Raw genomic sequence first — 19,483 nt, forward strand, 5'->3', positions numbered from 1 at the left:
CCGCGATGGCGGTGTGTCAGCTACCAGATATTTCGGATGTGCTTCCCTCATCGCTGGCAAGCCAGCTCCCACAGGGTTCTTTATCAACCAAAGAACCAGTAGCAGACCCCGATAGCGCCCACCACACCAGCAAACTCCGCTAGCAACGCACACCCCACCGCATGCCGTGCGCGCTGAATCCCCACCGCGCCGAAGTACACCGCCAGCACATAGAACGTGGTTTCGGTACTGCCCTGCACCGTCGCCGCGACCAGCGCCGGGAAGCTGTCGACGCCGGAAGTCTGCATGGTCTCGATGAGCATCGCCCGCGCGGCGCTGCCGGAGAACGGTTTGACCATCGCCGTCGGCAGCGCATCGACGAAGCGCGTGTCCCAGCCGGCCCACTCGACCAGATGACGAATACCGTCCAGGCCGAAATCCAGCGCACCAGAGGCGCGCAACACGCCAACCGCACAGAGCATCGCCACCAGATACGGCAAGAGGTTCTTCGCCACATCGAAGCCCTCTTTCGCGCCTTCGACGAACGCCTCGTACACCTTGACCTTGCGCAGCGCGCCGATCAGCAAGAACAGCATGATCAAGCCGAACAGCGTGAGATTGCCGAGGATCGACGACAATCCCGCCAGTGCTGTCGCAGAAAGCGTACCAAGCAGGGCCATGAAGCCGCCGAGGATCAGCGCGCCGGGCACCAGATAGGCGAGCACCACCGGGTCCCAGATGCGCAGGCGTTGCATGAAGGCAACGGAGAGGAAGCCGACGATGGTCGAGCAACTGGTCGCCAGCAGAATCGGCAGGAACACCAGCGTCGGATCCGGCGCGCCTTGCTGGGCGCGGTACATGAAGATGGTCACGGGCAGCAGGGTCAGCGACGAGGCGTTGAGCACCAGAAACAGGATCTGCGCGTTGCTGGCGATGGTGGCGCTGGGGTTCAGCTCCTGCAGCGCTTTCATGGCCTTGAGGCCGATCGGCGTGGCGGCGTTGTCCAGGCCCAGACCGTTGGCGGCGAAGTTCAGCGTGATCAGGCCAAGGGCAGGGTGGCCGGCCGGGACTTCCGGCATCAGCCGCAGAAACAGCGGGCCAAGGACCTTGGCCAGCCACTCGACGATCCCGGCCTTTTCGGCGATGCGCAGAAAGCCCAGCCACAGGGTGAGGGTGCCGAACAGCAGCACCATGACTTCGACCGACAGCTTGGCCATGGCGAAAATGCTTTCCACCATCGCCGCAAAGATCCCGGCGTTGCCGCCGATCAGCCACTGCGCCAGCGCCGACACGGCTGCCACGATGAAGAAGCCAAGCCACAGGCCATTAAGCATCAGTCAAATCCCCCGAAGAATGCGGCGAATGATAGCGGGGTCACCAGAAACGACAAACCCCGGATTTCTCCAGGGTTCGTATGGATCTGCCGCCCCCCGATTTACTGGGTGGCCTCAATCTACTGTAGGAGCTGCCGAAGGCTGCGATCTTTTGATTTTGTTTTTTAAAAGCAAGATCAAAAGATCGCAGCCTGCGGCAGCTCCTACAGGGGGGTGTCAGTTCTTGGAAATCTCGCCAGCCGGCAGTTTTTCCTTGCTGCGCCAGTGCGGCAGGGAATTCCAGTAACGCTCGCCCTTGGCGTCGTCGTACATGCCTTCCCAGCGCGCGATAACCAGCACTGCCAAGGCATTACCGATCACGTTCAGTGCAGTACGTGCCATGTCCATGATGCGATCGACACCAGCGATGAACGCCAGGCCTTCAAGCGGGATGCCGACGCTGCCCAGAGTGGCCAGCAGCACCACGAAAGACACGCCCGGTACACCGGCGATGCCTTTGGAGGTGACCATCAGGGTCAGCACCAGCAGCAGTTGCTGGCTGATCGACAGGTCAATGCCATACAGCTGGGCAATGAAGATCGCCGCGATCGACTGGTACAGGGTCGAGCCGTCGAGGTTGAACGAGTAACCGGTCGGTACCACGAAGCTGCAGATGGCTTTCGGTGCGCCATAGGCTTCCATCTTCTCGATTACCCGTGGCAGCACGGTTTCCGAGGAAGCGGTGGAGTAGGCCAGCACCAGCTCATCCTTGAAGATGCGCATCAGCTTGAGCACCGAGAAGCCGAACAGCTTGGCGATCAGGCCCAGTATCACGAAGGCGAAGAACGCGATGGCGACGTAAACCAGGATCACCAGTTTTGCCAGCGGCAACAGCGAAGCGAAGCCGAAGTTGGCGACGGTCACCGCGATCAGTGCGAATACGCCAATCGGAGCGTAGTTCATGATCATGTGGGTGACTTTGAACATGCTTTCCGAAACGCCCTGGAACATCTTTACCAGCGGCTCGCGCAGGTCCGACTGCAGGCTCGACAGGCCGAGACCGAACAGTACGGAGAAGAAGATGATCGGCAGCATTTCGCCGCGAGCCATGGCCGCGAAGATGTTCGACGGGATCAGGTTGAGGATGGTTTCGATGAACGCATGTTCATGCTGCACTTCGGCGGCGGTCGCCTGGTACTTGGAGATATCCACCGTGCCCAGAGTGCTCATGTCGATGCCGGTGCCCGGATGGAACACGTTGGCCAGCACCAGGCCGACAACGATGGCGATGGTGGTGACGATCTCGAAATAGATGATCGTCTTCAGGCCGATACGCCCGAGCTTCTTGGCGTCGCCCACGCCAGCGATGCCGACGATCAGCGAGGAAATGACGATCGGGATCACGATCATCTTGATCAGACGGATAAAGATATCGCCTGCCGGTTGCAGGACGTTGCTGATCCACCAGGCCTTCTCGGCGCTGAAGTGATTGAGCAACGCACCCAGTGCAATCCCCAGAACCAGACCGATGAGGATCTGCCAGGCGAGGCTGATTTTTGCCTTCTTCATTATCTTTACCCTTACTTGCGTTTGACTCAGGCACATGCAGGAACTGGAACGCTCATCAGCGGAAAAGTCTGTGCATCTGCCTCCGTATAAGGTGCCCCGAAGCGCGTGTTTACGGCTCTTCGGCAGGCGAAAAAAGGCGCAACTATTCCGATGCAAGGTGGCGCCGTCTAATGCCGTAAACGCCTACCCTATGCCGAATCGGCATGAGCTTTTTCAATTGAAACTGGCGTCCCAAGCGGTTCGATTGTGACATTTCAGCCGGCATAAGTGCCGTGAACCGGCCATTACAGCTTAGGGCGGTCAAATGTTGTACAGCGGGAATTGGCGGAAATTTCCAGAAAAACTCCAAATCGAAAGACTAGGAGTTACACGAATCGAGCGCGATCTTTGTCGATATACGGTCGTCAGGAAACACCGCGAAATGTTTTTCCGCACAGTGTCGACGATTCTAAGAAGGGGATTGGCGCGCTGGATCAATGGTTTAGCTGATTCAAAGCCCAGCGCAGATTCGTCAGACCATCGGGTCGACGAACCTGCGGCGCAGCTTTTACCCTGACCCGGCCCTTGCGCAGGTACTCCCTGTACCCGTAGGTCACTCCGACCCTGCATCAGTCAGAACGTCCCGGCCCCCTGGTCATGCACCGACCCTCATCGGGCGGCGCAATGGAAAGCAGCGGGGCGCTGCTTTCGTGTTCGAAACCTTTGCGCGTCCTGCGTCAGTACCACTTCGGATCTTTCTTCAGGGTTTCCATCAGCAGATCCTGCATGCCCTGATCAGGTTTGCCGAAGAAGCGATAAGTCGCGTGGCGCGTCGGCGACTTGTCCTGCGGCAGACCTTCCGGCACATCGACCAGCATGGCGTAGGCGTCATCCTTGTCGAAGCTGAAGGCCACGATCAACCGGTGATTCAGGCACTTGTCCTGACTCTCGCAGAGCGGGCCGACCAGATACTGATCACCATCTTCCGTAACGGCGTGCATCTGTTGCTCGGAAGTGCCGGACAGGTTGATCACCCATTCAGGTACGCGCTCTTCCTTTTTGATCACGCCTTCCCAGGTTTCACGGTACTGCGCGTCGGAAGCGAGCAGTTCGTTGACCCGGGTCTGGCCGTCATTGGCCGCCATGGCCATGGCACTGCCGCCCAGAAGCAGGGCGGCGGCCAATGTCTTGAGACCGATCATCGTTAACCTCGGCCGCGACGGCCAAAGAAGAAGGAAGCGATGAACATCACCAGGAACACGACAAAGAGAATCTTGGCGATACCCGTGGCGGTGCCCGCGATACCACCGAAGCCCAGAACGGCGGCGATGATGGCAATGATCAAGAATGTAATTGCCCAGCTCAACATGGTGATTCTCCTTACTTCTCTATTTAGGGGTGTTTCCGGTTTCCGGCGCTACGCGCCCGAATGTATTCACTGACTTAGAAAACCCAGCGCTCTTCCCGTGGCAATTGATCCAGCGGTTGCGCCTGGTCGACATCGATCATGTGCATCGAAGCGTTTTCAGCCTGGCTGCTGCTCACGGCACTGAAGTGCGTCTGAGTGCTGTGCTGCATCGAAATCAATGGCTCGGGTTTACGGCTGTTTTCCCAGCTCATGTACTGCTGGCAGACGATCAGGGTGATCAGCAACGCCAGTACACCGAACAGACCTTGCTGGATCTGCAGTGGCGAAATACGTACTTGGGCGGCGATTGGGCGAGTCATCCTGTGTTCCTCACGCTTGTTCTGTTGGGGCAGTGCTGTTCTGCCCGGGCTGAGTGAGGTATTGCAGCCTGCATGCCAGTTTTTTGATGTCAGAAATTATCAATAAAAACAATAAGTTACGTACTCTTCGGAAATTTCCTGCGACGCATCCTGCACGATGGCTCTTCTGCGGTCGTGCGCAATGCACGATTATTTCGTGGGAAATTTCGATGATATGGAATTGCTACCGGTACGCAGATGTCAGAAGAGGACGCAGGATCTGCCCTGCAAAACGCCGAATGTTTTAAAACTCAACGAAATCAATGAATTGGCCGTTATGGCAGTAGAGAGCTACCCTCCTATGGCTGGTATCGTTCAGAATCAACCATGCAACTTGCCCGATTTTTCCGGGACTAACCCAAGACTAATCACTATGGAGCGTAGGAAAAATGGAATCTGCCACTGAGCAACAAGGCCGCATTCTGCTGGTGGACGATGAATCCGCCATCCTGCGTACGTTTCGTTATTGCCTCGAAGACGAAGGCTATACGGTAGCCACCGCCAATAGCGCGGCCCAAGCCGATGCTTTGCTGCAACGTCAGGTCTTCGACCTGTGCTTCCTCGATTTGCGTCTTGGCGAGGACAACGGTCTCGACGTCCTCGCGCAGATGCGCATTCAGGCGCCGTGGATGCGCGTAGTGATCGTCACCGCCCATTCGGCGGTCGACACTGCGGTTGATGCCATCCAGGCTGGCGCCGCCGATTATCTGGTCAAGCCATGCAGCCCTGATCAACTGCGCTTGGCCACCGCCAAGCAGCTGGAAGTACGCCAGCTCTCTGCGCGCCTTGAAGCGCTGGAAGGCGAGATCCGCAAACCGAAAGACGGCCTCGATTCCCATAGCCCGGCGATGAAAGTCGTGCTGGAAACCGCACGGCAGGTCGCAAGCACCGACGCCAACATTCTTATCCTTGGCGAGTCCGGCACGGGTAAAGGTGAACTGGCCCGTGCGATCCACGGCTGGAGCAAGCGCGAGAAGAAGTCCTGCGTCACCATCAACTGCCCGTCGCTGACTGCCGAGTTGATGGAAAGCGAACTGTTCGGCCATAGTCGTGGCGCGTTTACCGGTGCCAGTGAAAGCACCTTGGGGCGTGTTAATCAGGCTGATGGCGGCACGCTTTTTCTCGACGAGATCGGCGACTTTCCTCTGACGTTGCAACCAAAATTGCTGCGCTTCATCCAGGACAAGGAATACGAGCGGGTCGGCGATCCGGTCACTCGCCGCGCCGATGTGCGCATCCTCGCCGCCACCAACCTCAATCTCGAAGACATGGTCCGTGACGGCCGTTTCCGCGAAGACCTGCTCTATCGCCTCAACGTCATCACCCTGCATCTGCCGCCATTGCGCGAGCGCGCCGAAGACATCCTGACCCTTGCCGATCGCTTCCTCGCACGCTTCGTCAAAGAGTACGCACGCCCAGCGCGCGGCTTTAGCGATGAGGCGCGCGAAGCGCTGCTCGGTTATCGCTGGCCGGGCAACATTCGCGAACTGCGCAACGTGGTCGAGCGAGCTAGCATCATCTGCCCGCAGGAACGCGTTGAAATCAGCCACCTGGGCATGGCCGAACAACCGGCCAACAACGCGCCACGGGTCGGCGCGGCACTGAGCCTGGACGAGCTGGAGAAAGCGCACATCGGCGCGGTTCTGGCCACCGCCGGCACCCTGGATCAAGCGGCGAAAACCCTCGGCATCGACGCCTCGACCCTGTATCGCAAACGCAAGCAGTACAACCTGTGAGCACTGCGCGATGAAACTGGCGATCAAGCTGCGCACGCGCCTGTTCCTGAGCATTTCTGCGTTGATCACGGTGGCCTTGCTCGGACTCTTGCTCGGGCTGGTCAGCGTGATGCAGATGGCCGGGTCGCAGGAAGCGCTGGTGCGCAGCAACTTTGTCACCCTGGATCTGGGGCTCAAGCTGCGCCAGACCCTCGGTGATCAATTGATCATCATGCTCGCCGAAAAACCCGACCCCGTCGCGTTCGAAGCGTCCAAGCAGCACTACTTCGAGTTGCTCGACCAAGGCATCGCCCAACAGCAGGAGGGCGATGACCAGCCTTACGGTTTCCGCCAGGCCAAGGCCGATTACCTGAGCTTCCTCGCCTCATTCGACGTGACTGCCGAAGCGGCAAAGAACGCCAGCACCAGCGCGGATTTCCGCGAGCGCTTCAATATTCTGCGTAATGGGTTGATTGCTGAGCACAAGCACGCGCTGGACAGTATCAATGAGGTGCAGCATGCCGCTCGCGAACGCGCCCTGCTGATAGCCGGGCTGCTTGGCCTGGTCGGGCTGGCAGTGCTGATCATCGGTTTTGTCACGGCGCAGGGCATTGCTCGGCGCTTCGGCGCACCGATCGAAGCGCTGGCCAAGGCTGCGGACAACATCGGCCAGGGTAACTATGACGTGACTCTGCCGATTTCCACGGCCATGGAAGTCAATCTGCTGTCGCGGCGCTTCGGCCTGATGGCCGAGGCGTTGCGCGAACACCAGGCGATGAATGTCGACGAACTGTTGGCCGGCCAGCAGCGCTTGCAAGCGGTGCTCGACAGCATCGACGACGGTTTGTTGATGATTGACCGCCAGGGCCAGCTTGAGCACCTCAACCCTGTTGCTCAGCGCCAGTTGGGCTGGGAAGACGATCGACTGGGCCAAGGCTTGGGCACCGCGCTCGGCCGCCCGGAACTGGATGCACAACTGCAATTGGTCCTGCGCGGCGGCACGCTGGAGCGGGCGCCGGAAGATCTGAGCATCGAAGTCGATGGCGAATCGCGCCTGCTGACTTACAGCCTGACGCCGGTCAGTCATACCCAAGGGCATATTCTCGGTGCGGTGATGGTGCTGCACGACGTCACCGAGCAACGCGCGTTCGAGCGCGTGCGCAGTGAGTTTGTCTTGCGCGCTTCCCATGAACTGCGCACGCCGGTCACCGGCATGCACATGGCCTTCGGACTGTTTCGCGAGAGGGCGAAATTCCCGGCTGAATCGCGCGAAGCTGACCTGCTGGATACGGTCAACGAAGAAATGCAGCGGCTGATGCAATTGATCAACGACTTGCTGAATTTCTCGCGCTACCAGAACGGTCTACAGAAACTCACCCTGGCGCCATGTTCCATTGAGGACCTGCTGGAGCAGGCGCAACTGCGCTTTGCCGACGTGGCTGCGGCCAAAGGTGTTGCGCTGAACGTCGAGATTCAAGGCCCGCTGCCGAGGTTGCAGGCTGATCAGGCGCAACTCGATCGGGTCCTCGACAATTTGATCGACAACGCCCTGCGCCATACCGCCCGCGACGGCCAGATCCGTCTGCAGGCGCGCCGCCATGGCGAGCGGGTCATCATCAGCGTCGAAGACAATGGCGAAGGCATTGCCTACGGCCAGCAGGGGCGGATTTTCGAGCCGTTCGTGCAGGTCGGGCGCAAGAAGGGCGGTGCCGGCCTTGGCCTGGCGCTGTGCAAGGAAATCGTCCAGCTGCACGGCGGGCGCATGGGCGTCTACTCGCGGCCTGGGCAGGGCACCCAGTTCTACATGGCGCTGGCGGTTTAAGCCTCGTCGTCCATACGCCGCCCGGCCAGGCGTCGACCTCGGGTGATCAGTTCGATGAATTGCACGGCGCTCAAGGCGTGGGCGAACAGCCAGCCCTGACCGAACTTGACCCCCTCACTGCTGAGCAGCGCTGCCTGGGATTCCAGCTCGATGCCTTCGGCAATCACTTTCAGATCCAGCGCCTGCGCCATGTGAATGATGTGCGGAGCGACGCCGCTGCTCGCCGCGTCATGGCCCAGCGCATCGATGAACGCCTTGTCGATCTTCAGGCAGTCCACCGGCAAGGTCTGCAGATAGGCAAGGCTGCAATAGCCGGTGCCGAAATCATCGATCAGCACCTGATGGCCGACGTCGCGCAAGGCTTGCAGGTTTTCCCGCGCCACCACCACATCGATCAGGCCGCGCTCGGTGACTTCGAAGGCTATCTGCCGCGCGGCGACCCGGTGCAGGGCAAGCAGCCGCGCCATGACCTGGCCGATGCGCGGCACCATGACGTCGCAGGCCGCGAGGTTCACCGAGATATACAGCTGCGGATTGGCGCGCAGTAACTGGCCCAGTTGTTCGAGCAGACGCTGCAACACGAAGTCGGTCATCTGCCGGATCTGCCCGGTGTTCTCCGCCATGGGAATGAACAGGTCGGGGCTGGTCAGGGTGCCGTCCGGGCGCCGCCAGCGCAGCAGCGCTTCGGCGCCGACGCAGTGGCGGCTGTCGAGGTCGAAGATCGGCTGATATAGCACCTGCAACTCACCCCGGCGGATCGCACCGTGCAGCTCGGCATCCAGTGACTGGCGCTGACGCACCAGCAGCAAGGTCAGAAAGCCGACAACGGCGCCGGCGATCAGGCACACCGGCAACAGCCACCACCACACAGCCGGGACGTGCATGCCCGTGCGCGGCGTGATCAGCACCAATTGATATTCCGGGTTGTCGGTGGGCATGCGATAGATCAGCCGCGTTTGCGTGACTTGCAGCGCATCACGGCTCTTCGGTGGCCAGGGTTCGGTCGGTGGCCAGGTCTGTGCGGTGCCGAGCACCGGAATCGCGCGAGTGCCGTGATCGAGTACCACCAGCAGGCTGCTGCCGGGCGACAGATCAACCATGTCGGTCAAATGTCCGCGCGAGGTAGCGACACGGAAGTTACCGCGCCCGAGCATCAGTGCCGCGCGGTTTTCATCGGGTTCGGTGGTGGTATTCAGCCAATAGCTGTAGGTCGGGCCCTGAATGTCCGGCGCGCGCACCAACGACAGACCTTCCTGGCGCGGACGGTTGGAGCAGAATCGCGAAGCGTCCATATATGCCGCTTCATAGACGAAGCGGTAGTTGAAGGTGACTTGCTGCAGGGTCGCGATCATTTCTTCGTCGCAGCCACGCAAGGGCTGGGCTTCAAGATCGTCGAGACTTTCGCGCAACTGGCCGAACAATTGTTCGAGGCGAGCAAGGAAACGCTCGCCCTGGGCGTTCATTTCCTGGCTCTCGCGCATTTCCATCTGGCGTATCGCTGCGAACATACCGCCGGCGATCAACAGGCTGGCGCTGAGGACAGCCGCGATCATCGCCAAAAAAACAGGGCGATAAAACCAGCTACGCAGCGTCTCTCGGGTCGCAGCCATCAAGGATTTTCCGAAGAATTACCATGAGTTATAGCTGCTGATTGCGATTTCGCCCTGACCGTCGGGCGGGCGTCATTATTTTGTCTGATTGAGGACCAGAAGAAGTGCTGCGGTTTGCGCATCCGGCGTCCCGTCGAAGCGAGCAGGGCGGTAATGCATTTGGAACGCTGCGAGGACATGCCGCGTGGCGACGTCCAGCTCGCCGGTCTGCGGTGTGTCGTAACCCAGACGCGCGAGTTGCGCCTGGAACCAGCCGATCTCCGGCAGCGGATTGGTGTTGAACACCGCCTGCTGACGCGCCACCGCTTGCTCGTTCGGCCACAGGCCAAGGCCTTCGGCGGCGAGACGTTTCCACGGAAACAGTGGCCCCGGATCAAGCTTGCGCAGCGGCGCGATGTCGCTGTGACCGATGATGTGCCGCGGGCTGATGCCGTTGCGCTTGCTGATGTCCTTGAGCAGCGTAATAAGCGACTGGATCTGCGCTTCGCTGTACGGATACCACAGGCGCCCGGTCGGGGTGTCCTTGTAGCCGGGATTGACGATTTCGATGCCGATGGAGCTGGAGTTCAACCAGGTGCGGCCCTGCCATTGACTCTCGCCGGCGTGCCAGGCCCGTTGGTTTTCGTCCATCAGCTTGTAGATTGTGGCGTTGTTGTCATCGCCGATCAGGTAATGGCTGCTGACGTCGCCATGGGTCAGCAATTGCAGCGAACGCTCCAGCGACGCCGAGGTGTAATGCACCACGACAAACTGGATGCGGCTGTCGTAATTGGCCGAAGGGTGGCTGGTGTCGTAACGCGGGCCGCTGGCGCAACCAGCGAGGACGAACAGCGAGGCAACAAGGGCAAAGAATTTCATGGCAGAGGACAATACGCAGAAGACAGTAATGCAACAGTGTAACGTACCGGTTTGGCCAGCGTTCGCCAGCGGGCGGAATTAAACAAAATGGAACAATTGCCTTAGCCGAGCTCCACTCGGTTGCGTCCGGCGTTTTTTGCCCGATACAGCGCCTGATCGGCTCTTTTCAACACTAGATCGCTGTGTTCTCCGACCCTGAACGATGCCAGTCCCATGGAAATCGTAATGGTCACTCGCTCGCCCTTGAAATGAAACGGGCAGGCTTCGATCGCCGCGCGCAGGGTTTCCAGCAGCTTTGCGCCAACCGCTGGCGGCGTCGCCGGCAGCAACAGCACAAACTCTTCACCGCCGAAACGGGCGATGAAATCCGAGCCGCGCAGGCGCTTGCGCAGCACAGTGGCGATGATCTTCAGGACTTTGTCGCCCGCCAGGTGGCCGTAGCTGTCGTTGATCCGCTTGAAGTGATCGAGGTCGAGCATGGCCAGGCTAAGGGTGTTGCCGTGCTGCTGCCATTGCTGGATTTCATGCTCCAGGCGTTCGCTCCACGCCGCGCGGTTAGGCAGGCCGGTCAACGGATCGATCAGGGCTTTCTGCCGCTGTTCCTCAAGGTGTTCGCGGAAACCCAAGGCTTCCTGCTCCATATGCGCGACCCGCTCCGACAGGCTCTTCAATCTGGCGGCGACTTCCTGTTCGCGTGCGTCGCGCTGCTTCTGGTGCTGGTCCATCGTTCCCAGCAGGCCTTCCAGATGATTCTCCAGCACATGCTTGAGGTCATCGAGGTCGGCTGCTTGCTGGACGCTGCTCTGCAAGCCGTCGACCTGCTCGCGAATCTGCGTGTCCATGGCCCGCGCCGCCGAGCTGTTGTCGGCATGCCCTTCGCTGGCCGCTTGCAGGTTGCTCTGAAACGCTTCAAGGCGTTCGTTGAGCTGTTGCAGATAGGCTTCGAATTCGTGCTGACCGCTATCGGTAATCGCCAGCATCAAAGTTGCAAGATCGTCGAGGATCGGCAGCAGTTCGTACCAGTTCAACCCGTGTTTGAGCCGTTCGCGCATGGCTTCGGCTTGCGGCCGGTGACGCTCGGGCAGGGTCAGGTCGTCGAGCAGGCCGATCAGCGTGTCTTCGATATGTCTGGCTACGGAGCTGTAGGACGGCTCCGGGGAATCCGGCAGCGCGAAGAGGATGTCGTGTTCCGACTGCTCCGGGTCGATAGCGGCCAAGGCTTGAGCGATTGGCTCGGGCAAGGGCAGGCTGTCGAGGAGCAGCGGCGAGGGATCGCCGGGGTGGATCAATTCATCGGGGTTGAACGCCTCGGTTGCTTGCGCAGCGACGGTTATCTCGGTGTCAGCGGCTGGCTCAACCTGCGTTGGCTCGGCTTCAACGGCGACCACAGGCGTAGCGAACGCAACGACCTGCGGCTCATCAGGCGGTGTCTGGGCAGGCGTCTCGATGATGGTCCCGGGCGCTGCGATCGCTGGCTCCGCGTTGGCCACCGGTGCCGATTGCGCAGGCTCCGGTTCAGGCTGCTGAGTTTCGACCGGCTGCGGCACTGGTGTTGCTGGTATGTCGGCCGCCGGTGCAACGGCTTCTTCACTGTCGCGAGTACCAAACAAACGCTGCAACAACCCCGGCCGACCCGGCTCGGCAGGCGTCTCCAACTGACTCAAGGCCTTGCCCTGCAAGCCACTGAGTTCGCTCAGCAGCAGCGGCATTTCCCGCGCCTGACCGACGCGGCTGTCCAGTTGTTTGACAAATTTCTTCAGCGGTTGCGCGACTTCGCGCGGCAGCGGCAAAGCCTGCAACTGGGTGACCAGCGCGGTCAGCGCGGTGCTGACCTGATCAATGCGGGTCTCACGGCGCTGCTCGGAGTCGAGCACGGCTTTTTCCAGACGCGGCAGCAGGGCCGCGAGGCCGGCGTCCATGTCATCGGTGCGCACGACTTCGCGCATTTCTTTCATGCACTGATCGACGACCTTGTCGGTGCCCTCGGCCGCCAGCGTGCTGCGCACCAGACCGCGCCGCAGCAGGTCCAGTCGCGCGGCCCAGCGGCGTTCGAGCTTGTCCTGCTGTTCGATGCTCTTGAGGTACTTCTCTTTCCAGCGCTGGGCGTCGTCGCTCATTCACAGGTTCCGCGAGGGGCAGGGCTCAACGCGGGCAATGCGTCGGCCGTGAGCGAACCCGGCAGACGAATTTCCACCGCGACCGGCAGGTGATCGGAAATGGGCTGGGCCAGTACCTCGACCTTTTCCAGGGTCAGGGTCGGGCTGAGCAGAATATGATCAAGGCAACGCTGTGGGCGCCAGCTGGGGAAGGTCGCTTCCACCTGCGGGGCCAGCAGGCCGAGATCGCGTAATGGCGAGTGTTCGAGCAGGTCGCTGGCATGGGTATTCATGTCGCCCATCAGCACCTGATGCTTGTAACCGCTGATCAAATCACGAATGTAGGCCAGTTGCAGGCTGCGCGTCCGCGCGCCGAGGGCCAGGTGCATCATTACCACCACCAGCGCTTCCGGACCTTCGCCGAAACGCAGCAGGATCGCGCCGCGACCTTTCGGACCGGGCAGCGGGTGATCCTCGATCGCCCACGGCTTCAGGCGACTGAGCACGCCATTGCTGTGCTGGGCCAGTCGACCGAGGTTGCGATTGAGTTGTTGATACCAGTAGGGAAAGGCGCCGAGATGGGCCAGATGTTCGACCTGATTGACGTAGCCCGAACGCAGGCTGCCGCCATCGGCTTCCTGCAGCGCGACCAGATCAAAGTCGCCGAGCAGGTCACCGATCTTCTGCAGATTGCCGGAACGCCCGGTGTGCGGCAGCAGATGCTGCCAGCTGCGGGTCAGGTAATGCCGATAGCGCTCGGTGCTGATGCCGACCTGAATGTTGAAACTGAGCAAGCGCAGACGCTGGTCTGCGGGCAGGCCCGTAGACGCCAGATGATGCTCGTTGACCTGCGGATCATGCAGGCCAACGATGCGTTCGGACTTCCAGCGGCGCATGGCGAATGCCGCGCTTAGTTGGCAGCAGCCTTGTTCGCCGCTCGCTCTTTGGCGACCAGATCGTCAGCCAGCTTCAATGCTTGCTCGGCACCACCGGCAGAGCCGATGTCGAAGCGGTATTTACCATTGACGATCATGGTTGGCACGCCAGTGATTTCGTACTTCTTCGCCAGCTCACGGGCCTTGACGATCTGGCCTTTGATAGCGAACGAGTCGAAAGTGGCGAGGAACTTGTCCTTGTCCACGCCTTGAGTGGCGAGGAAGTCAGCCATGTCGTTCTTGTCGGTGAGCTTCTTGTGTTCTTTCTGGATCGCGTTGAACACGGCGTTGTGTACCTGATGCTCGACACCCATGGCTTCCAGAGTCAGGAACATCTGGCCGTGAGCGTCCCATGGGCCGCCGAACATGGCGGGAATGCGCACGAAGTTGACGTCGGACGGCAATTTTTCAACCCATGGATTGATCACTGGCTCAAAAGCGTAGCAATGCGGGCAGCCGTACCAGAACAGCTCGACCACTTCGATCTTGCCAGGCTTTGCAACCGGCACCGGATTGGCCAGTTCGACATAAGGGGTGGCAGGGGCTTCAGCGGCCTGGGCGGTGACGCCGAACAGGCTGGCAGCGACGAGGGCGGCGCTGATGATCAGATTACGCATGCTTTACTCCTGAACAATTTGGGTCGCCTCGCTCGACCTGTTGCGACACAGATCCTGGCGGGCATGAGTGCTGTAGTGTAACGGCAGCGGCCACAAAAAAGGGCGGCCAAAGCCACCCTTTTTATACTTGCTGCGAAGGATTAATCGAGCGTTAACGTGGCAGGCGTTACGCGCCTCGTGCAACCCTCGAATCAGGGTCTCAGTGCAAGCCCTGGATGTAGCTGGAAACCGCAGCGATGTCTTCATCGCTCAGCTTGCGCGCGATGGTGCGCATGGTCATTGCGTCGCCGTCGTTGGCGCGACCGCCGTCTTCCTTGCGGAAATCGGTCAGTTGCTTGGCGATGTATTGAGCGTGCTGGCCACCCAAGTGTGGGAAGCCTGCGGCGGCATTGCCGGAGCCGTTCGGCGAGTGGCAGCCGGTGCAGGCTGGCAGACCTTTTTCCAGGTTGCCGCCACGGAACAGCGCTTCACCGCGAGCGACGATCTTCGGATCGGCGGCGCCGACGCTGCCTTTCTGGCTGGCGAAGTACGCGGCGATGTCGGCCAGATCCTGATCGTTCAGGTTGGTCAGCAGCCCGGTCATTTCCAGCACCACGCGCTTGCCCGACTTGATGTCGTGCAATTGCTTGTCGAGGTAGCGTTCACCTTGACCTGCCAGTTTCGGAAAGTTTGGCGCCATGCTGTTGCCGTCCGGGCCATGGCAGGCTCCGCACACGGCAGCTTTGGCCTGGCCTGCTGCGGCATCGCCGGCAGCATGGGCGACACCTGAAATTCCCACGGTCAACAGCAGACTCACGATCAATTTGTTCATCAGCTAATCCAACTACGGCTAAGGGTTAAGTTATGGACCGGGCTTACTCTCGCTCATCCACAGGATGATGGCCTGGTAATCCTCGGCACTGCAGTCCATGCACAAACCACGCGGCGGCATCGCCTTGAAACCCTGGGTCACGTGTTGCACCAGCGTCCCCATACCTTTCGCCAACCTCGGCGTCCAAGCTTCCTGATCGCCTCTTGCGGGCGCCATGGGTAGTTGGCCGGAATGACAGGCACCACAAACACGGTTGTACACAGCTTCCGGATCCTGTGTAGCCTGTGCGCTGTAAAGCGGCATCAAGACTCCGGCAGCCAGCAGCCATTTCGTCATAAAACGACCTTTTCAGGGTTGAGAGCGTTCTGCGTTCTAATGCGCAATCAAAGTCTGTCGCTCTCGTGAACTTCATCCTTCGCTGGGACAAAGCACACACAAAATCTGCGGCATTATATACTGGCGTCACTGAAACGGAAGCGACACCGCGTTCCGCGCCCAATCCCGGCGCCGCCCACATCGGAAATCCCATGCAACTCAAGAATCCCATCCTCGGCCTGTGCCAACAGTCCACGTTCATGCTCAGTGCCGCCAAAGTCGATCAATGCCCAGACGACGAAGGCTTCGAAGTGGCGTTTGCCGGTCGTTCCAACGCTGGCAAATCCAGCGCGCTGAACACCCTGACCCACGCCAGCCTGGCGCGCACCTCGAAAACTCCGGGTCGCACACAGCTGTTGAACTTCTTCAAGCTAGACGATGATCGCCGTCTGGTCGACCTGCCGGGCTACGGTTATGCAAAAGTACCGATCCCGCTCAAGCAACACTGGCAGCGCCACCTTGAGGCTTACCTCGGTGGTCGGGAGAGTCTGAAAGGTCTGATTCTGATGATGGACATCCGCCATCCGATGACCGACTTCGACCTGCTGATGCTCGACTGGGCCGTCGCCGCTGGCATGCCGATGCACATCCTGCTGACCAAAGCCGACAAACTCACCTACGGCGCAGCCAAGAACACCCTGCTGAAAGTACAGTCGGAAATCCGCAAAGGCTGGGGCGACTCGATCACCATCCAACTGTTCTCGGCACCAAAACGCATGGGCCTGGAAGAGGCCTACACCGTATTGGCCGACTGGATGGAACTGGCAGACAAAAACACCGAGGCGGCAGCCGAGTAAGACAATTTCAAAACTGACTGTGGTGCTGTCAGGCAAGGCGAAAGCACCGCTAAAAAGCGGAGTTTAGGGTACCTAAATGAGCATTTTTAGCGGTGCTTTTAACGCAGCATGACGGCATCACAGCCAGTTTTGGGGCAAAAAAAAGCCCCGGACTTCATTGGGGAGGGAGAAGTTCCGGGGTTTAAGTTCCGAACCGCTAGGGCGGGGTTCAGATATCTGCCAACACTTAACACAACATAGGAGCATCGAAGGGCTTCACCAGCCATTCAGTATCTCTGAGTGTTCGGTCGACAGATTAGTTCAGATTTTTTTCAAAAAGCTTTGGAATAGCCTCAGCATTTATCGTTCTAAGCCGGTTTACGGGACTTGCCGCGACGTCGCGTCGCGGCACCTTTACAAACTCAGTGCGCCTCATCCCAGTTGTTGCCCACGCCAACTTCCACCAGCAGCGGCACATCCAGTTTCGCCGCTTCGCTCATGTGCGTACGAATTTCGGCACTGACCTGCTCGACCAGATCCTCGCGAACCTCCAGCACCAGTTCGTCGTGCACTTGCAGGATGACCCGGGCATCCAGCCCCGACGTGGCCAGCCAGTTATCCACAGCCACCATCGCTTTCTTGATGATGTCCGCTGCCGTGCCCTGCATCGGCGCGTTGATCGCTGTGCGTTCTGCAGCGGCGCGTTCCTGCGGCTTGTTCGAGTTGATCTCCGGCAAGTACAGGCGACGACCGAAGAAAGTTTCGACGTAACCCTGATCCGCCGCTTGCGCGCGGGTACGCTCCATGTATTCGCGCACGCCTGGATAACGGGCGAAGTAGGTGTCGATGTAAGCCTTGGCGGTCTTGGTGTCGACGCCGATGTCCTTGCCGAGCTTCTGCGCGCCCATGCCGTAGATCAGACCGAAGTTGATCGCCTTGGCGCTGCGGCGCTGGTCCGAGGTCACTTGATCAAGCTCGACCTTGAATACTTCGGCAGCGGTTGCAGTGTGCACGTCGAGATTGTTGCGAAAGGCGTTCATCAGGCCTTCGTCGCGGGACAGGTGGGCCATGATCCGCAGTTCGATCTGCGAATAGTCCGCCGCCAGCAGTTTGTAACCCTTCGGTGCGACGAACGCCTGACGAATGCGTCGGCCTTCGGCGGTGCGCACCGGAATGTTCTGCAGGTTCGGATCACTGGAAGACAGGCGCCCGGTCGAAGCCACGGCCTGATGATACGAGGTGTGGATGCGCCCGGTGCGCGGGTTGATCTGTTCGGGCAGGCGATCGGTGTAGGTGCTTTTCAGCTTGCTCATCGAACGGTGCTCCATCAGCACCTTCGGCAAGCGGTGATCGTCTTCGGCGAGTTTCGCCAGCACTTCTTCAGCGGTGGACGGCTGGCCCTTGGCGGTTTTCTTCAGCACCGGCAGGCCGAGCTTTTCATAGAGAATCACGCCCAGCTGCTTCGGCGAGCCGAGGTTGAATTCCTCCCCGGCAATTTCGAAGGCTTCACGCTCCAGCGCGACCATTTTGTTGCCCAGCTCAATGCTCTGAATGCCGAGCAGTTCGGCATCGACGAACGCGCCCTGGCGTTCGATGCGCGCCAATACCGGTACCAGTGGGATTTCGATGTCGGTCAAGACGCTGGCCAGGCTCGGAATCGCGCTGAGCTTGTCGAACAGGATCTGGTGCAGGCGCAGAGTGATGTCGGCGTCTTCGGCGGCATACGGCCCGGCCTGTTCCAGAGCGATCTGGTCGAAGGTCAGTTGCTTGGCACCTTTGCCGGCGATGTCCTGGAAGCTCACCGTGGTGTGGTCAAGGTACTTCTGGGCGAGGCTGTCCATGTCGTGACGGGTCGCGGTGGAATTGAGTACGTAGGACTCGAGCATGGTGTCGAAGGCGATGCCGCGCACGCTGATGCCTTCACTCTGATCGCCGCCAATGGCGCAGTTGGCCAGAATGTTCATGTCGAACTTGGCGTGCTGGCCAACCTTGAGTTTGCTCGGGTCTTCCAGAATCGGCTTGAGTGCGCGCAGCACGGTGTCGCGATCCAGCTGCTCCGGCACGCCGATGTAGGAGTGGGTCAGCGGGATGTACGCAGCTTCGTTGGCCTGTACGGCGAACGACAGACCGACCAGTTGCGCTCGCTGCGCGTCGATGCCGGTGGTTTCGGTGTCGAAGGCGATCAGCTTGGCGTTGCGCAGTTTTTCCAGCCAGACGTCGAAGCGAGCCTGATCGAGGATGGTTTCGTAGGCGGCTTCGGCAGGGGCAGCAGGTGCCTCGGCTTGCGGGGCGCTGAACAGATCATGGGCGAGCGCAGGTTCGGCCGCCGCGCTCAGTTCCAGACGCTTGGCATGGCGATCCAGATCATTGAGCCAGCTCTTGAATTCCAGCAGGGTGTACAGCTCGTAGAGTTTGGCCGGATCTTCCTGGCCCATCTGCAGATCATCGAGGCCGATATCCAGCGGCACGTCGACCTTGATAGTCGCCAGTTGATAGGACAGGAAAGCCATTTCCTTGTGCTCTTCGAGCTTGGCCGGCAGGGTTTTTGCGCCACGGATCGGCAGGGTCGGCACGATGTCGAGGTTGGCGTACAGCTCGGTCAGACCGCCGTTGACGCCGACCAACAGGCCGGACGCCGTCTTCGGGCCGATGCCCGGAACGCCCGGAATGTTGTCGGAGGAATCGCCCATCAGTGCCAGATAATCGATGATCTGCTCCGGTGCGACGCCGAATTTCTCCTTCACGCCCTCCACATCCATCGAGCTACCGGACATGGTGTTGACCAAGGTAATGTGGCCGTCGACCAGTTGCGCCATGTCCTTGTCACCGGTGGAGATGATCACCGGGCGATCGGCCGCCGCACTGCTGCGGGCGAGGGTGCCGATCACGTCGTCGGCCTCGACGCCGTCGACGCACAGCAGCGGGAAGCCGAGGGCGATCACACTCTGGTGCAGCGGCTCGATCTGCACGCGCATGTCATCGGGCATGCTCGGCCGGTTGGCCTTGTATTCGGCGTACATCTCGTCACGAAATGTTCCGCCCTTGGCGTCGAACACCACGGCGAAGGGGCTGTCCGGGTACTGCTTGCGCAGACTCTTGAGCATGTTCAGCACGCCTTTGACCGCACCGGTCGGCAGGCCTTTGGACGTGGTCAGTGGTGGCAGTGCATGAAAGGCGCGGTACAGGTAAGACGAACCGTCCACCAGGACGAGGGGGGCTTGGCTCATGAGCAGGATCAACCTTTTCGGCGGGTCCGGCGCT

16 protein-coding genes are annotated in these 19,483 nt (G+C 60.1%); 3 read left to right on the forward strand and 13 right to left on the reverse strand.

The genetic code is table 11. From position 1 onward, the window contains the following. Positions 1-83: 83 nt before the first annotated feature. The 5 genes from AB4N41_RS09120 to AB4N41_RS09140 form a co-directional block, all read right to left on the reverse strand. The gene (locus tag AB4N41_RS09120; protein WP_041476489.1) at positions 84-1,313 is read right to left on the reverse strand and encodes a nucleoside recognition domain-containing protein; all 1,230 of its coding nucleotides are present in this window, start codon (positions 1,311-1,313) and stop codon (positions 84-86) included. Positions 1,314-1,529: 216 nt separating this feature from the next. Then, entirely contained in the window at positions 1,530-2,861 is a 1,332-nt protein-coding gene (gene gltP / locus AB4N41_RS09125; RefSeq protein ID WP_252877184.1) for a glutamate/aspartate:proton symporter GltP, read from the reverse strand. 716 nt (positions 2,862-3,577) lie between these two features. Then, a complete protein-coding gene (locus AB4N41_RS09130; protein WP_016772356.1) occupies positions 3,578-4,042 on the reverse strand; it encodes an inhibitor of vertebrate lysozyme family protein in 465 nt (154 codons plus the stop codon). Positions 4,043-4,044: 2 nt separating this feature from the next. Further along, entirely contained in the window at positions 4,045-4,209 is a 165-nt protein-coding gene (locus AB4N41_RS09135) for a DUF1328 domain-containing protein (protein ID WP_003177151.1), read from the reverse strand. Between the two features lie 74 nt (positions 4,210-4,283). After that, positions 4,284-4,568: a hypothetical protein gene (locus tag AB4N41_RS09140; RefSeq protein WP_024014979.1), complete on the reverse strand. Its 285-nt coding sequence runs from the start codon at positions 4,566-4,568 to the stop codon at positions 4,284-4,286. Positions 4,569-4,996: 428 nt separating this feature from the next. Here AB4N41_RS09140 and algB point away from each other — a divergent pair, with 428 nt between their 5' ends. Together algB and AB4N41_RS09150 are read left to right on the forward strand one after the other, a co-directional pair. Further along, on the forward strand, positions 4,997-6,343 hold the full coding sequence (gene algB / locus AB4N41_RS09145) for a sigma-54-dependent response regulator transcription factor AlgB (RefSeq protein ID WP_024014980.1): 1,347 nt from the start codon (positions 4,997-4,999) through the stop codon (positions 6,341-6,343). A 10-nt stretch (positions 6,344-6,353) separates the two neighbouring features. After that, a complete protein-coding gene (locus tag AB4N41_RS09150) occupies positions 6,354-8,144 on the forward strand; it encodes an ATP-binding protein (protein WP_095182300.1) in 1,791 nt (596 codons plus the stop codon). On the opposite strand, the gene AB4N41_RS09155 is transcribed toward AB4N41_RS09150, so the two are convergent. The 7 genes from AB4N41_RS09155 to AB4N41_RS09185 form a co-directional block, all read right to left on the reverse strand. After that, entirely contained in the window at positions 8,141-9,754 is a 1,614-nt protein-coding gene (locus AB4N41_RS09155) for an EAL domain-containing protein (RefSeq protein WP_252877185.1), read from the reverse strand. The genes AB4N41_RS09150 and AB4N41_RS09155 overlap by 4 nt on opposite strands. 75 nt (positions 9,755-9,829) lie before the next feature. Then, the gene (locus tag AB4N41_RS09160; RefSeq protein ID WP_150743221.1) at positions 9,830-10,612 is read right to left on the reverse strand and encodes an N-acetylmuramoyl-L-alanine amidase; all 783 of its coding nucleotides are present in this window, start codon (positions 10,610-10,612) and stop codon (positions 9,830-9,832) included. A gap of 101 nt (positions 10,613-10,713) precedes the next feature. After that, positions 10,714-12,729 carry a GGDEF domain-containing protein gene (locus AB4N41_RS09165; protein ID WP_252877186.1) on the reverse strand — a complete coding sequence of 672 codons (2,016 nt, stop codon included), beginning with the start codon at positions 12,727-12,729 and terminating at the stop codon, positions 10,714-10,716. Next, positions 12,726-13,604 (reverse strand): endonuclease/exonuclease/phosphatase family protein, encoded by an 879-nt coding sequence (locus tag AB4N41_RS09170; protein ID WP_024014985.1) that lies wholly within the window; start codon positions 13,602-13,604, stop codon positions 12,726-12,728. Before AB4N41_RS09170 ends, AB4N41_RS09165 begins: the two co-directional genes overlap by 4 nt. Before the next feature lie 14 nt (positions 13,605-13,618). Next, entirely contained in the window at positions 13,619-14,260 is a 642-nt protein-coding gene (locus AB4N41_RS09175) for a thiol:disulfide interchange protein DsbA/DsbL (protein ID WP_252877187.1), read from the reverse strand. 199 nt (positions 14,261-14,459) lie between these two features. Further along, positions 14,460-15,071 (reverse strand): c-type cytochrome, encoded by a 612-nt coding sequence (locus AB4N41_RS09180; protein ID WP_016772348.1) that lies wholly within the window; start codon positions 15,069-15,071, stop codon positions 14,460-14,462. Positions 15,072-15,101: 30 nt separating this feature from the next. Then, positions 15,102-15,407 carry a c-type cytochrome gene (locus AB4N41_RS09185; RefSeq protein ID WP_016772347.1) on the reverse strand — a complete coding sequence of 102 codons (306 nt, stop codon included), beginning with the start codon at positions 15,405-15,407 and terminating at the stop codon, positions 15,102-15,104. Positions 15,408-15,598: 191 nt separating this feature from the next. Here AB4N41_RS09185 and yihA point away from each other — a divergent pair, with 191 nt between their 5' ends. After that, positions 15,599-16,243: a ribosome biogenesis GTP-binding protein YihA/YsxC gene (yihA, locus tag AB4N41_RS09190; RefSeq protein WP_056791221.1), complete on the forward strand. Its 645-nt coding sequence runs from the start codon at positions 15,599-15,601 to the stop codon at positions 16,241-16,243. A 401-nt stretch (positions 16,244-16,644) separates the two neighbouring features. Here yihA and polA read toward each other — a convergent pair whose 3' ends face one another. Then, a complete protein-coding gene (gene polA / locus AB4N41_RS09195; RefSeq protein ID WP_252877188.1) occupies positions 16,645-19,449 on the reverse strand; it encodes a DNA polymerase I in 2,805 nt (934 codons plus the stop codon). Positions 19,450-19,483 lie beyond the last annotated feature (34 nt).

This window comes from Pseudomonas sp. S2_A10 (assembly GCF_054668465.1).